The organism is Pantoea sp. EA-12 (genome assembly GCF_030053355.1).
Classification (GTDB): Bacteria; Pseudomonadota; Gammaproteobacteria; order Enterobacterales; family Enterobacteriaceae; genus Pantoea; species Pantoea vagans_C.
Genome location: NZ_JASGBY010000007.1, coordinates 145827 through 160925, shown reverse-complemented (window position 1 = coordinate 160925; position 15099 = coordinate 145827). Strand labels below are relative to the sequence as shown.

The 15099-nt window shown below is 53.8% G+C and carries 12 protein-coding genes; 1 reads left to right on the top strand and 11 read right to left on the bottom strand.

The genetic code is table 11. The annotated features are described in order from the left end of the window. Positions 1–22: 22 nt before the first annotated feature. The 4 genes from astB to QMZ30_RS12860 are packed head-to-tail and all read right to left on the bottom strand — an operon-like array spanning position 23 to position 5062. Complete coding sequence (gene astB, locus QMZ30_RS12875) at positions 23–1351, bottom strand: N-succinylarginine dihydrolase (protein ID WP_283227678.1); 1329 nt, start codon at positions 1349–1351, stop codon at positions 23–25. Beyond that, positions 1348–2817 (bottom strand): succinylglutamate-semialdehyde dehydrogenase, encoded by a 1470-nt coding sequence (gene astD, locus QMZ30_RS12870; RefSeq protein WP_283227677.1) that lies wholly within the window; start codon positions 2815–2817, stop codon positions 1348–1350. Before astD ends, astB begins: the two co-directional genes overlap by 4 nt. Continuing rightward, positions 2814–3845, bottom strand: coding sequence for an arginine N-succinyltransferase (gene astA / locus QMZ30_RS12865; RefSeq protein WP_283227676.1), 1032 nt, complete (start codon positions 3843–3845; stop codon positions 2814–2816). Before astA ends, astD begins: the two co-directional genes overlap by 4 nt. Then, entirely contained in the window at positions 3842–5062 is a 1221-nt protein-coding gene (locus QMZ30_RS12860; RefSeq protein ID WP_283227675.1) for an aspartate aminotransferase family protein, read from the bottom strand. The genes astA and QMZ30_RS12860 overlap by 4 nt, the downstream gene beginning before the upstream one ends. 888 nt (positions 5063–5950) lie before the next feature. On the opposite strand from QMZ30_RS12860, the gene QMZ30_RS12855 reads away from it, so the two are divergent. Further along, on the top strand, positions 5951–7024 hold the full coding sequence (locus QMZ30_RS12855; protein WP_283227674.1) for a porin: 1074 nt from the start codon (positions 5951–5953) through the stop codon (positions 7022–7024). Positions 7025–7101: 77 nt separating this feature from the next. Here the strand turns inward: QMZ30_RS12855 and QMZ30_RS12850 are convergent, their stop codons facing one another. The 7 genes from QMZ30_RS12850 to QMZ30_RS12820 form a co-directional block, all read right to left on the bottom strand. Beyond that, positions 7102–8538 carry a YchO/YchP family invasin gene (locus QMZ30_RS12850; RefSeq protein ID WP_283227673.1) on the bottom strand — a complete coding sequence of 479 codons (1437 nt, stop codon included), beginning with the start codon at positions 8536–8538 and terminating at the stop codon, positions 7102–7104. A gap of 448 nt (positions 8539–8986) precedes the next feature. Beyond that, complete coding sequence (locus QMZ30_RS12845; RefSeq protein ID WP_283227672.1) at positions 8987–9784, bottom strand: SDR family oxidoreductase; 798 nt, start codon at positions 9782–9784, stop codon at positions 8987–8989. Positions 9785–9795: 11 nt separating this feature from the next. Continuing rightward, entirely contained in the window at positions 9796–10863 is a 1068-nt protein-coding gene (locus QMZ30_RS12840) for an ABC transporter permease (RefSeq protein WP_039328841.1), read from the bottom strand. A gap of 18 nt (positions 10864–10881) precedes the next feature. Then, entirely contained in the window at positions 10882–12402 is a 1521-nt protein-coding gene (locus QMZ30_RS12835; RefSeq protein ID WP_283227671.1) for a sugar ABC transporter ATP-binding protein, read from the bottom strand. Positions 12403–12411: 9 nt separating this feature from the next. Continuing rightward, a complete protein-coding gene (locus QMZ30_RS12830) occupies positions 12412–13023 on the bottom strand; it encodes a DUF2291 family protein (protein WP_058972357.1) in 612 nt (203 codons plus the stop codon). A 44-nt stretch (positions 13024–13067) separates the two neighbouring features. Further along, a complete protein-coding gene (locus QMZ30_RS12825) occupies positions 13068–14003 on the bottom strand; it encodes a D-ribose ABC transporter substrate-binding protein (protein WP_283227670.1) in 936 nt (311 codons plus the stop codon). Positions 14004–14068: 65 nt separating this feature from the next. Beyond that, positions 14069–14866, bottom strand: coding sequence for a GolD/DthD family dehydrogenase (locus QMZ30_RS12820; RefSeq protein ID WP_059109797.1), 798 nt, complete (start codon positions 14864–14866; stop codon positions 14069–14071). Positions 14867–15099 lie beyond the last annotated feature (233 nt).

The following is a 15099-nucleotide window of genomic DNA, read 5'->3' as shown; positions in this document are numbered from 1 at the left end:
GGCCTGTCGCCCGCCCCCAGTGTTAACGCTGAAATGCGTAGACACTGCCTAAGTCTAGCAGCTGAGTCAGCTCATCCAGCGCGGTACGTCCTTCACGCAGCAATTGGGGATCGGCCAAATCAGCCTGGGTTAAACGGTCACGGTAATGTCGATCTACCCACTGATTCAGCGTCGCGAACAGTCGGTCATTCATCATCACCGCCGGATTCAGCGCCTGCCGTTCTGCTTCGGTCAGCACCACACGCAGACGCAGACAGGCCGGACCGCCGCCGTTGTACATGCTTTCACGCAGGTCAAAGACTTTCAGCTCGCGAATCGGCCCACCGCTTGCCACCAGCTCCGTCAGATAGCGCCACACGCCCGGGTGCTGGCGCGACTCCTCTGGCAGCACCAACAGCATACCGCCGTCCGGATGGCGCAACAGTTGGCTGTTAAACAGATAGGTATTGACCGCATCGGCGACAGAAACTTGACTGCTCGGCACCACAATCGGCTGGAAACCGGGCACAGCTTCCGCCAGTTGTTGCAGTAGCTGCGGTTGATCGACAAAGGCTTCCTGATGGCAGAACAGCACCTGCTGGTTGCTCACCGCGATCACATCATTATGAAAGACGCCCTGATCGATCACCTCAGGATTCTGCTGCGCAAACACAGTGCGGCTGCCGTCAAGCTGATGCAGCCGCGCCACCGCTTCACTGGCCTCACGTGTCTGACGCGCCGGATAGCGTGCAGGAACATTACCCTGCTGCTGCCCGTCACGGCCATAAATAAACAGCTGTACGCCCGCATCACCATACTCGGCACCAAAGCGGTTATGGTTCGCTGCTCCTTCATCGCCGAACATCGCGACTTGCGGCAACGCGTCATGCACACTGAAATGCTGTGGATCGCGGAAAATGGCCCGCAAAAGATCGGCCGTTTCCGGCGCTTCAATTGCGCGATGAAACTTATTGTTCAGATTAGCGACGGTGAAATGCACAAGACCATCGGCACTGTCTGCCGAAGGAGATACCGTTGCCGCGTTCGCCACCCACATGGCGGAGGCCGAACTCACCGCAGACAATAGCTGCGGCGCCTGCTGTGCCGCTTTGGCCAATACCTGCTCATCCGTGCCGCTAAAACCCAGTTGGCGCAGTAAAGGAAGATTGGGCCGCTCATGCGGCGGGATCACCCCTTGCACAAAGCCCAAATCAGCCAACGCTTTCATTTTCAGCAGTCCTTGCTTTGCCGCCAGACGCGGATTAGAGGGCTGCAACTGGTTGCGCGTCGAAGCTTCGTTACCAAACGACAATCCCGCGTAATGGTGCGTCAGGCCGACCAACCCATCGAAATTGGCTTCAAACGCCTTCATGACAAAGACTCCTCAGCGGAGAAATCGAGGCCCGGTGACAGGCTGCCTGGCAGCGCCAGACTTGGGCTTTCCAGCGAAGCCATCGGCCACGCACAATAGTCGGCTGCATACCAGGCGCTGGCACGATGGTTGCCGGAAGCGCCTATGCCGCCAAACGGTGCGGTACTGGCGGCACCCGTCAGCGGTTTGTTCCAGTTCACAATCCCGGCACGCGCTTCCAGCAACAGCTGGTCAAACTGCGCACGCTGTGGAGAGATAAGCCCACATGACAGTCCGTAACGCGTGTTGTTTGCCATTTGAATGGCTTGTTCATACTCGTCATAGCGGATGACCTGTAACAGCGGCCCAAACACCTCTTCATCCGGCAGATTGGCCACACCAGTCATCTCGATGATACCCGGTGTGAGAATAGCGCTGTCACGGTCAGGCCAGTGCATGCCCAGCAGCACTTTACCGCCGGAAGCGATCAGTTGTTGCCAGGCAGCAAAAATGTGACCAGCAGCCGTAGGTGAAATCACGCTGCCCATAAAGGGTTGCGGCTCCGCGTTCCATGCGCCAGGCTGCAAACGCGCCGTGACTTCAACCAAACGTTGCAGGAAGGCATCGCCTGCCGCACCTCTTTTCACCAGCAAACGACGTGCGCAGGTGCAACGCTGCCCGGCAGTGATAAAGGCAGACTGAATAGCGATATGTACCGCACCATCCAGATCGGCAGGGTCCTCCACAATCAAAGCATTATTGCCGCCCATCTCCAGCGCCAGCATCTTCTCCGGCTGTCCGGCAAACTGGCGATGCAGGTGATAACCGGTGGCCGCGCTGCCGGTAAACAGCAAACCATCGATTTGCGGCTCATGGGCCAGCGCCTGCCCCGTTTCACGACCGCCCTGCACTAGCGCTATCACACCTGCGGGTAAACCTGCCTGCTCCCACAGCGCCACGGTTTTTTCGGCGGTCATTGGCGTCAACTCACTGGGTTTAAACACCACGCAGTTCCCTGCCAGTAACGCAGGCACAATATGGCCGTTTGGCAGATGCCCCGGGAAATTGTACGGCCCAAACACAGCCAGCACGCCGTGCGGACGATGGCGCAACGAACTCTCACCTTCGGCCTGCTCACCGGTACGCGTGTGGTAGGCTTTGACTGAGATGGCAATCTTATTGATCATTGCCTGCACTTCAGTCAGCGTTTCCCAGCGCGGTTTGCCGGTTTCGCGGGCGATGGTTTCTGCCAAGGCGGTTTTATGGCTGTCGAGTAATTTGGCAAAAGCCTCCACTAACGCCTGACGTTCTGCGACCGGTTTCCGTGCCCATGCCGGAAACGCTGCACGTGCCGCTTCACAGGCCGCAGCAACCTGCGCACCGCTCGCGGCTTTACCCTGCCAGAGAGTCTCACCACTGACCGGGTTCTGTTTGCTAAAGCTCTCCGCGCCGCCCGTCACCCACTGACCATTAATAAAGTGCGTCATGCTTTTTTCTCCTCGCGGCACAGCGTAACGACACGCAGTGCATCGCCAAATTCACAGCGCAACGCGGTGCGCTGTGCTTCATTTATGCGTACCTTGCCCGATGCAATATCCACCGGCAGTAACGCGACACGGAAATGTTGGTAATCGCTATTCGCCACCAGGCACAGCGGCCAGTTTTCATCGGCTTCACCCGCTTCCGCGTGGAGCATTTGGCTTTTACGAATGGCGCGGATGCGATCGATCTCGCACTCCAGCGTTGGGCCACCGTCAAAAATGTCGACATAGTTGAGGTAGCGAAACCCTTCGGCTTCCAGAACGGCGCGTGCCGGTGCAGTTTTTGGATGCACTTCGCCAATGACCTTTTGTGCCGCTTCAGTCAGGTAATGGATATACAAAGGATGCTTAGGCATCAGCTCGGCAATAAAGGCTTTTTGCCCGGTGCCGCTGAGGAAATCGGCCTCGCTAAACTCCATCGAGAAGAAGCGGCTGCCGACGCTGTCCCAGAACGGTGAATGACCGTTGTCGTCACTGACGCCGCGCATCTCTGCCACCACATGTTTCATAAAGCGATCACGGAAATTCGCCATAAACAGGAAGCGCGATTTTGATAACAGATGACCATTCTTCCCGTCGCGATAGTCAGGATCGAGAAACAGCGTACAGAGTTCACTGCTGCCGGTGTGATCGTTACTCAGCGACAGAGTGGGCAAACTGGCATACACATTTAACTCTTTGGAGGCGTGCACCTGGGTGCCAACGCGGAAGTTGTACCAGGGATCCTGCAAACCTACCGCTACCTCAATGGCACAGATGCCTACGGCGCGGTTATCTTCGCTATCGGCCAACACAAACACATAGCCCTGCTCAGCACGGGATAACGTGCCCTGCCAGGTCTGCAGTGACCGCTCAATACGCGCTTTCAGTGTTTCACTATCGGCAGGCAGCGAGGTTAAACCGCCCCCGGTTTTGCCCGCCAGCGACAGCAACTGCGCTAAGTCGTCACGTTCAACGGGGCGAATCACCATCATGATGCGGCTCCTGATAGCACGCGAGCGCAGGCACGTTCAAAACGAGCCAGCCCTTCTTTTACTTCAGCTTCACTGATGTTGAGCGCGGGCGCGAATCGCACCACGTTAGCACCGGCAATCAGCACCATTACGCCCTCTTCAGCAGCCGCGAGGTTAAATTGCTTGGCCTTACCAGCAAAATCTTCATTCAGCACTGCACCAATCAGCAGACCCAGCCCACGGATCTCTTTAAAGATTGGCAGGCGTTGATTCAGCTCCTGCAACGCTGCGACAAACCACTGGTGGCGTTCAGAAACACCGGCCATAAAATCGGGCTGATTGATTAGCTCCATCACTTTGCCCGCCACGGCACCCGCCAATGGGTTACCGCCATAAGTGGTACCGTGTGTGCCCACACCCATCACCAGCGCCAGATCTTCACGCGTCAGCATGGCACCAATCGGGAAGCCGCCGCCCAGCGCCTTCGCCGTGGTCAGGACGTCTGGCGTCACGCCATAGTGCATGTAGGCGTAAAGTGAACCGGTACGGCCCACACCGCTTTGCACTTCATCGAAAATCAGCGTGGCCTGATGTTTGTCACACAACTCGCGTAAACCACGCAGGAAAGCCGGATCGGCAGGTAGCACCCCACCTTCACCTTGAATCGGTTCAACAATAACGGCGCAGGTCTGGTCATTGATCAGAGCGGCAGCAGAGGCAAGGTCATTGAAGTTGGCATGCTGAATTGCGGGAGGTAGCGGCGCGAAGTCGCGCGAGTAAGCGGGCTGACCGCCGGCCGTCACCGTGAACAGCGTGCGGCCATGGAAGGCGTTATTGAAAGCCACGATGCCATTTTTTTCCGCACCAAATCGGTCGTGCGCCACTTTACGCGCCAGCTTAAGTGCCGCTTCGTTGGCTTCAGCACCGGAGTTACAGAAGAACACGCGGTCAGCAAAGGTGGCATCTATTAACTGCTTAGCCAGACGCAAGATAGGTTCATTGGTGTAACCATTACCGGTGTGCCACAGTTTGCTCGCTTGCTCTGTCAGAGCCTGTTGCAAAGCAGGATGCGCATGTCCTAAGGCATTGACCGCGATGCCACCTGCAAAGTCGATGTAATCCTTTCCCTGTTGATCCCAAAGGGTTGAACCTTCAGCACGCACCGGTACAAAAGCCGCAGGGGCATAAACCGGCATCATCCATTGATCAAAATCGTGACGCGAAACTTGCAGTGACATAGCCATTTCTCCTGCTTCACTTCAGGTGAAGCTTTTGTTTTAAAATTGTTAAAAGCTGTTGTATTGCAGCTCTACTGTAGAGTGCAGTAAGCGTGCCAGCTAGCAGAAAAAATGCATAAATGGCTTTGAGTGACGTAATATCAATGAGTTAATCAGTGCCACTATTCACTATAAGTGCATAAAAAGTGAATATTCGTCTGATGGGGATTGATGTGCAGTAATTTCTTTAGCGGATTTATGCATTCACAAAATGAAATCATGCTTTTGTGATCGAACATGAAATATTTCGCCAAAATGACGCGCGCAGCGCCCCTTTTTAGGGCGCATTGTGCACCGATGGTGCGCTGAAGTGCAGGAATTGTGCAAAGGCCGATCGCTGTTAAAGCCACTTAATTGTGAACTTTATTAACAATTACCCGAGGCCAATAGAATGTTTTTTAATCAGAGTTAATTAAACGAATCCTAAATGACATTTAGTGACTAAGGTTATTATCAAAGCAGAAATAAACAGATACAAAGTGGTGAACTTGATAATTACCCTGCTAATCATTAGGGGGTTCTGGATATTTGTTATTGAACAATAACGCATAGGCTTGTGCTATTTAACTCACAAAATTAAAATTTTACTGACCTTTCTATAAGTTAATTTAAATTCTTTATTATCAGTATGTTGATTATTTAATCCACCCACTAAACGCCCGTAAATGGGATAAGTTTATCCAATGTAAAATCCCACATATTGGAAGTTAAGATTAAAAATCACACAAAAAGCCAATCAGTAATATTTAGTTACATATATTGCACTTTTGATCTTGAACTTTTTGTGTCATTTTCTTTTCACCCCGAAAGCGGGGATACAATTAAAAAATATCACAGGGTAAATAATAAATGATGAAGCGCTCTTTACTGGCAGCAGTGATGCCTTTACTGCTGGGACTTTCTTCGGCTCACGCCGCCGAAATCTATAACAAAGATGGCAACAAGCTGGATCTGACCGGCAAAATTAACGTTTCGCATTTGTTCTCTGACAACGACAGCCAAAATGGCGAAGTCGCGTCTTACACCCGTATTGGCTTTAAAGGCGAAACCAAAATTAATGACCAACTGACCGGTTATGGTCAGTGGCAATACCAGTACAGCCTGAGCAACTCTGAAGGCAGCGATGCCAACACCGGTAACAAAACCCGTCTGGGTTTTGCGGGTCTGAAAATCGCTCAGTTCGGTTCAATCGACTACGGTCGTAACTACGGTCTGGTTTACGACGTATTGGGTTACACCGATATGCTGCCGTACTTCGGCGGTGACTCGGGTTACACCGATGCCTTCCTGTCTGGCCGTTCAACGGGCGTGCTGACCTGGCGCAACAAAGATTTCTTCGGTCTGGTGAAAGGCTGGAACTTTGCGGCGCAGTATGAAGGTAAAAATGACCGCACCGATTCAACTATCGCGGTACGTCGTTCGAATGGCGATGGCTTTGCCTTGTCTACCTCTTATGACTTCGATTTCGGCCTGAGCCTGGTTGGCGCGTACGCTAGCCTGGACCGTACCACCACGCAGAACCAAGCTGCACGCGGTGACGGTGATAAAGCTCAGCATTGGGCAACCGGCCTGAAATATGATGCAAACCAGATTTACCTGGCAACCATCTACGGCCAAACCTATAACGCCACACCAATCACCGGTGGTTTTGCTAACAAGGCCGTTAACTTTGAAGCGGTTGCACAGTATCAGTTCCTTAACGGTCTGCGTCCATCTGTGGCTTACGTTTCATCGAAAGGTAAAGACATTGAAGGCATTGGTGATGCTGACATCATCAAATACGCCTCAGTGGGTGCAACTTACTACTTCAACAAAAACATGTCTGCGTATGCTGAATACCGCATCACCCTGTTGAAAGATAACAACCCGCTGGGTCTGAACACCGATGACATCACTGCTGTGGGTCTGGTGTATCAGTTCTAATTGAACGTCCCTCATTGCATACCGGCTAGTGTCGGCTGGGTATGAGCCAAGGGCAGCGCAAGCTGCCCTTTTCTTATTTATGGCGCCATGACGTTGAAGCGGTTGTCCTCTCCTGAGTCAATCGAGAAGGGCTCCTGAAGCTGCAGCGTGATCCAGTTTGACGTTACGCGGCTGCCTTTACTGTCTTCTAATGTCACCGAGAGACGATAGCGGTTGCTGGCACCTGAGGTGGCGTCCCATGCGGGCATGATGATGCTCCAGCCCTGCGGATCGTTAGGGTTGCTGCCCGGCGTCAGGCTAAGTGCCTGCGTATCACCCTGCCAGACCACTCTAGTAATCGGGTTGGCATTGCGGATTTGTAGCTTCAGCGGCAGGCTCTCCCCGCCGTTAAGCTGCCACGGCGGCGTGGCGAGGAACACCGATAGGGTTTTACGCTGGCGATACTCCATCACCGGCGTGCTGTTGCGGGTGACCATATCGTACCGACTGCCGCGCAGCGATCGCGCCTCGGCCACGTTATCGGCACTGAGTTGCTGGCTGAGCGGCACGCCAAAGCGATAGTTGAGATGCAGGCCAAGTTGATCCTGGCTCTCACCTTCATTGCTGGTTTTATGGCTGGCAGAGAAGGTGACCAGTGGCACCGGCGTGTAGGAGACACCAAAGGTCAATGCCGACGGATTATGGTAGCTGTTACCGGTATTAAATAAATCCACGTCGTTGCCGAGATACTGCTCCCAACTCACCGACATGCCTAGCTGGCGATAAAACGGTAAGTAACCTTGCGTCGTGACATCGTAACCGCGCGCCAGCCGCTGCTGTTGAAAAGGATCGCGGTTTTGCCAGCCTGAAAGTGGGGTGTAGTAGTTAGCGGAGAAGCGTAGGTAATCGCTCCAGGCTTCTGTTCCCAGTGATGCCCGCTGCAACCCGCTGTTGAACATCCGGTCGACGAAGCCGTTGTAGCCCAGTAGCCATTTTCCTGCCGTCCAGCGCTGTCCCAGTCCCAGATTGCCCACCAGCCCGTCATCGGTTTGATGGAAACCCACTTCACTGAAGGTGAGATATTGGTAACGATCGGCCCACGGCGTCAGCAGGGACGCTCCGCTACCGGTGAAGTTGCCGTCCATATCGACGTTGAAGTCGATCTGCGCTTTACCATAGGGTGACAGCAGCGACTGCCCTTCATCGACAACACGATCCCCCACTTCATCACGAAAATGGTTGAAGGCCCAAATTCCCGCCTGATGGCCAAAAGTACTGTCATTGCTGCTGTCCTGGCTTGCCTCACCAATGCTTTTTGCGATGGTTGCCAACTGTTTACTGAACGCGGCATTCTGATCCTCGTAGCCCAGCGCAGGCAGCGCATCCGCCATTTTTTGAAAGCGTGTTGGATCGCTGAAGGGCGTTTCTGTGACATGTGTATCCGTCACCAGAGCCAGAGCTGGCGCCGACAAGATTAAGCCCGTAACAGCGGGCAGGATGCGCAGAGATTTGAAGGTAAACAAAACAGGTAACATAACAAAAACAGGCTTTTATCCAGTTAAGAATTAGAGGTAGATCACAAATTCCTACTGGAATACCCTAGCACATTCTGCCGTTGATGCCGAAAACCCCGGGGTAATTCGGATATTTTACATACTGATATGTTGAGGTAAGAAAGTTAGGGATGATAAAAAGGGTGGTAACGCAAGCAGGTGTCGCACCGGGGCTGGCGGTCCTCGCGCCGCTAACGCGGTGCCTTCACTTCACTCGTCTGCCTCACGGACCGGTGCCGATGGAACATCCCTGTTCCAGCGCCACCTTTCGCCCGCTTCCTGCGGGCTCTCCTGGCAGACTCGCTCAGCTCAGCGCTGCGGATGCCTGCCCCGGTGCGACACCTGCTTGCTCATCAGCTTCATTGCGCTTTGATAAAAAGGCGCAATTTTTAAGCCTGGAACAACACTTGCTTCTCACAACTGATCTGACTCACGAAAATATCAGACCGCCATCCACGTTAATGGTCTGCCCGGTGATATAGCGTGCATCGTCAGAGGCGAGGAAAGCCACCAGTCCGGCCACATCTTCGGGTTGTCCGGCGCGCTTCAGCGGAATATTTTCCACCCACTCGGCCATCAACTCTCCTTTACCGTACTGCTTTTTGTCACTGCTGAGGATTTCCCCCCACACGCGGTCGTTGTAATCCCACATCTCGCTTTCAATAATGCCGGGGCAGAAGGCGTTGACGGTGATATGCCAGGGCGCTAACTCCAGCGCCAGGCTCTGGGTGATACCAATCACCCCCATTTTGCTGGCAGCGTAGTGCGGCGTGTAGATGAATCCCTGCCTTCCCTGCCCTGACGAGGTGTTGATTAAACTGCCGCTGCCCTGCTTCACCATGTACTTGGCCGCTTCGCGACAGCACAGCCAGACACCCGTGGTATTGACCGCCAGAATCTTTTCAAAGTCGCTTTTCGGCATGGCGTCAAAGCGATCAATGGTAATCACCCCGGCATTCTGGATTGAGACATCGATGGTGCCAAAACGCTCGGCGGCCTGCTGATACAAGCGCTGCACGTCGGCCTCATCGGTGACATCCACCTGTAGCGGTAAGATTTCACTGCCAAACTTTTCTTCAATCTCTTTTGCCGTGGTGAAGACCCGCTCTGAGTTTGACACCATCACCAGTTTTGCCCCATCGCGCGCAAATCGGGCGGCGATGCCGGCCCCTATGCCACGGCATGCGCCGGTTATCACCACTGTCTTTCCACTAAAATCGCGTGTCATATTGCCTCCTGTTATCCATGCGTTGCTTCAGGCAGGGCGGCCGATTGCTGCTTTTTTTCATGTCTGCGCAGCAGCACCACCTTACTTTGTAATTTTTGCTGGAACTGATCGATAACCACGGCGGTGACAATCACCAGCCCTTTAATCACCATTTGCCAGAAATCACTGACGCCCATCATCACCATGCCATCCGCGAGGAAGACGATGACAAAGGCACCGATGATCGAGCCTGATACACGACCCCGGCCTCCCGCCAGCGCTGTCCCGCCCAATACCGTTGCCCCGATGGCATCCATCTCAAACATGTTGCCGGTCATCGGGTGTGCGGTTTGTAATTGCGAGGCAACGATCAGTCCCACCAGCGCGGCACACAGGCCTGAGAAGGCGTACACAAAGACTTTCACTTTGATGATTGGCACACCCGCCAGACGAGCAGCGGATTCATTGCCACCCGTGGCATAGATGTAACGCCCCAGCGGTGTTTTTCGTGTCAGATACAGGCCCAGCAGTAAGAAGCCCACCATCAGCCAGATGGGGATATAAATGCCTAACAGACTGCCAGAGCCGAGAAAAGCAAAACCGGTATTACCCAGTGCAGGCATACCGACCAGATTGGCGTAGGTGCTGCCATCGTTAAACAGCAGTGCCGCACCGCGCGCCACGTACATCATGCCCAGCGTGCAGATAAATGGCGCCACACCGAGACGGGTGACCACCGCGCCGTTGATTAAGCCCAGCACGATACCGAACAGCGCCACCACCAGAATCACTTCCGGGACATTAAAGAACAGCGTATTGCCACCCCACAGCGGCACACCATTGGTGAGTAACGCCCCTGCGACCATGCCGCAAATCCCCGCTACGGCACCCACTGAGAGGTCGATACCGCCAGTGAGGATCACCAGCGTCATCCCGATCGCCAGTAAACCGGTGATGGCCACGTGCTGCGTCATAATCAGCAAATTGGAGGTGGTCAGGAAATTCGGCACCATAAAGCTGAAAAAGCCGACCACGATCAGTAAGGCGATAAAGGTACGCGCCTTAAGTAAGTACATATAAAGCAGGTATTTCTGGTTCATCGGTTATTCTCCTGCGGCTCAATCATGCGGCGTCGAGGCGCTAATCAGGGCTTCACGTGTCGCCGCGCTGCGCGGTAAATCGGCGGTAATGCGGCCATCCGCCATCACCAAAATGCGATCGGCCAGTGCCATCACCTCGTCCAGTTCAGAAGAGGAGAACATCACCGCCAGACCCTGCTGTGCGAGGTTGCCAATCAAGTGGTAAACATCGGTTTTCGCGCCGACATCAATGCCGCGCGTTGGCTCGTCCAGCAACACCACCTGCGGACCGGTCATCAATGCCTTACCCAACACCACTTTCTGCTGGTTGCCGCCGCTTAAGGAGGTGATTGGCAGTTCAGGGTCGCTGACCTTGATGGCGAGGTGGCCAATCATTTCATCCACCCGCGATTGCTCTTTTTGTGGATTGAGCAGCCGCAAGGCGCGACGAAAACCGCGCAGGCTGAGGTCGCTCAAGGTCATGTTGGCGGTGATGGACATCAGCTGCACCACGCCTTCGGTCTGTCGATCTTCGGGAACTAAAGCGATGCCTTTTTTCAGCCGCTGCTGGAAATTACTTTTGTCCAGCGTGGCACCATTGAGGCTGACGCTGCCAGACTGGCAATGCATCATGCCAATCAGCCCTTTAAACAGCTCAGTGCGTCCCGCCCCCAACAAGCCATAAATCCCGATCACCTCCCCTTTGCGCAGTGAAAACGACACATCATTCAGCTTGTAGCCGCCGTTCTGGTGCAGCGCGGTCAGGCCGTTGACGTTCAATACGGTTTCACCCTGCGGGGCCGGTTGGTAATCAAAGTGCTTTTTCTTGTCGCCCACCATTTGTTCAATGATCCAGGGCACCGATGCGTCACGCACATCGCGCTCGCTGATAAAGCGCCCGTCACGAAAAATGGTGATGTAGTCACCAATCTCCATCAACTCTTCCAGCCGATGCGAAATGTAAATGATGGTGACACCGCGGCGTTTGAGCTGGTCAATGACGTTGAACAACACTTTCACTTCGGACTGACTCAGTGCGCTGGTGGGTTCATCCATGATCAGCACGCGCGTGTCCTTCGACAGCGCCCGCGCGATCTCCACCAGTTGCTGATGGCCGATGCCCAGTTCCCCTAAAGGCGCATAAGGATCGACATCCAGCTCCAGTCGTTCCAGCAGGGATTTCGCCAGCGCGTACTGATACTTCTCGTTGATCACGCCACGCTGGAAAAACTCATTGGCAATAAAGATGTTGTCCATCACGTTCATGTTGGGGAACAGGTTCAGCTCCTGGAAAATAATGCTGATACCGTGTTTTTCCGCCTGATGCGTCGAGTTCAGTGTGACCACTTCGCCATCCAACAGAATGTCGCCCGAGGAAGGTGTTTCGACCCCCGCCAGCATCTTCATCATGGTGGATTTGCCCGCACCGTTCTCACCGATCAGCACATTCACTTTGTTGCGATAGACGCGGTAATTCACCTGATCGAGTGCCGTCACGCCGGGATAAATGCGTGACACATTGCGGGTCTCGATAATCACGTCCGATTGAGGATTCTGCATGCCCGCTCCTTACTGCCGGGTGATGGCAGCGGGCGTCACATTCGGCACCTGCTGTGGGATATCAAAACTGCTAAACACACCAGATATCTGAACTTTATCGCCCACCTTCGGCTTGAAGTTATTCATCATGGTGGCCGCTTGTTGGTTTATCGCGCGGCTGTAATCACCGAACAGCACCTGATCGTTGAAATCCTGATAGCTTGCCCCTTTGTAGGCATCACGCAGAACCGTGCCTGGGAAAATCGGGCCGATTTGCACCGTCACATCGTCACCGGAGACATCCTTCACGGTCATGCGGCCGTTACGTGATGTGGTGTTGACTGCCGTCACTTCGCCACTCACCTTGACACTGAATACGCAGGGGTTCTCCTCCTGCGAACGGTAGCCATAGGTTTTACAGGCGCTGTCAAAATCGTTGGTCGATTTCAAGGCATTCAGCAGCTCAGCGACCGGTTTCGCATCATGCTCGACCTGCGGCACCAGTTTTTGCTGCCAGGTCTGTGCAATGTTGGCCATCTTAGGATTCGGGGGATTTTTCAGGTCGGCCAGCTCCTGCTGCGACACAATTCGGCAACCGCTAAGGATCACGACAGGAAGCAGTAACCAGAGTCGTTTGTGCATCATTTACTCCTGGACGCCCGCAATGCGGGCGTACCGATGATTAATTACGACTTGAAGTTGAAGTCCTGTACGCCTTTGGCATTGTCTGGGGTGATCAAGATGCCCCGGAACATCACGCGCTGTTTCTCTGGCTTGACGCCTTTCTGGATAAAGTTGTCGAGGTCCGTCACACCCTGCGCGGCAATGGCTTGTGCCTGTAACATCACAGTGGCTTTCAGATCGCCTTTTTCCACCGCATCACGCTCATCATTACTGCCATCAATGCCCACTACCGTCACATCGGTGCGGCCTGCGGCTTTCAGCGCGGCAATTGCGCCTAATGCCACCGGACCGTTGCCGCAAATCACCCCTTTCACATCGGGATGCGCCTGCAGGATACTGTCCATGATGCGCTTGCCATCAATCAGGGTGCCTTTAGCATCCTGACGCGCCACGCTTTTCATGTCGGGGTATTGGTCCAGCACCTGGTGGAAGGATTTAGAACGCGTCACGCAGTTGTTGTCAGCAAGGTTGCAGGTCAACTCGGCATAGCTGCCCTTCTCGCCCATTTTCTCAACAAACACGTTGGCGACATCGGAACCGGCCTGGAAGTTATTGTGCGTGATTTGTACCAGCGCCACGTCATCCACCGGGATTTCACGGTTGATAAGCACCACCGGAATACCGGCATCTTTTGCTTTCTTGATGGCGGCTACGCTGGCGGTTGAGTCGGCGTTATCCAGCACGATCCCCTGCACTTTTTTACCGATAGCGGCATCAATCAACTCACTTTGCTTTTTCACATCTTCGCCGTGCGACAGCACGCTTGTTTTATAGCCAAGCTCTTGTGCTTTGAGGTTGGCACCTTTGGCTTCGGAAGCGTAATAAGGGTTATCAAGGGAGTTAACCAGAATCATGATAGTGCCTTTATCGGCAGCGAAACTGGCTTGAGCAAACAGGCAACTGGCAATGGCGGTGAACAGCAGGGTACGTTTTTTCATCTTCGTGTTCTCTCATTGTTTTGTCGTTATGGTAGGGGTGAGGCCATACTGGTGCTGGCGCGGTGTTACCAGATGGTGAAACCGCCATCGATCATTAAATCTGCGCCGGTGATCATGTCGCTGCCGTTGCTGGCGAAAAACAGCACGGCGGCGGCGATTTCATCGGTGTAAGCAAAGCGGCCTAAAGGGATCAGTTTTTTCATCTGCTCGCCCTTCTCACCTCGCCAGGCTTTTTCCCCCATCGGGGTCAGTACCACGGTGGGTGACAGGGTGTTGACGTTGATGCGATGCGGCGCGAACTCTTTCGCCATCACTTTGGTCATGCCAAGCAAACCGGCTTTTGCGGAGGTGTAAGCCACGTGGTTATCAATGGCGATAGACGCAGCCTGAGAAGCGATATTGATGATTTTGCCGCCCTTACCGGCGCGCACCATGCGCTTGCCCGCCGCTTGTGAACAAAGGAAAGGCCCGGTGAGGTTAACGGCTATCTGCTTTTGCCATTCGGCAACGTCGGTTTCCAGGACCGGCTGCAACATCACATAACCGGCGCAGTTCACCAGAATATCGATATGGCCATAGTGCTGTTCAACCTGTTCAAAAGCCGCCTCGACAGATGCAGCGTCAGTCACATCGCAGCACACCAGCAGCACGCTATCGGCGGAGAACTGATCTTGCACTGCCGCCACTTTGTCACTTTCGAAAGGCGGGTATAGCAGTGCCAGCCTTGCCCCTTTCTCCAGCAACATGGCGTTACTCGCCATGGCAATCCCACCTAGCCCGCCAGTGACCACCGCCACTTTGCCGGTTAAATCCAGGTCGGTGTTTACGCCGTAGCGCAGGTTGACATCGTATTCCCCACTCATCCTCTCTCTCCTGTGCGTGCTCGGCAGCTCTGATAATGTCTGGCCGTGTGAGTACATGGCTTTATTGATTTTCGAACAAAAATATAAGCTATCGTTTCGCAATGGTTTGTGGAGGAGATCAAATTTCATACAAATGATGTGAATTAATTTTATCTTGTTGTTTTAACTATAAATGACCGATATATGGCAATTTTGACATAGAAATATTGGCTACAGAGGCAATGAGAAATCAA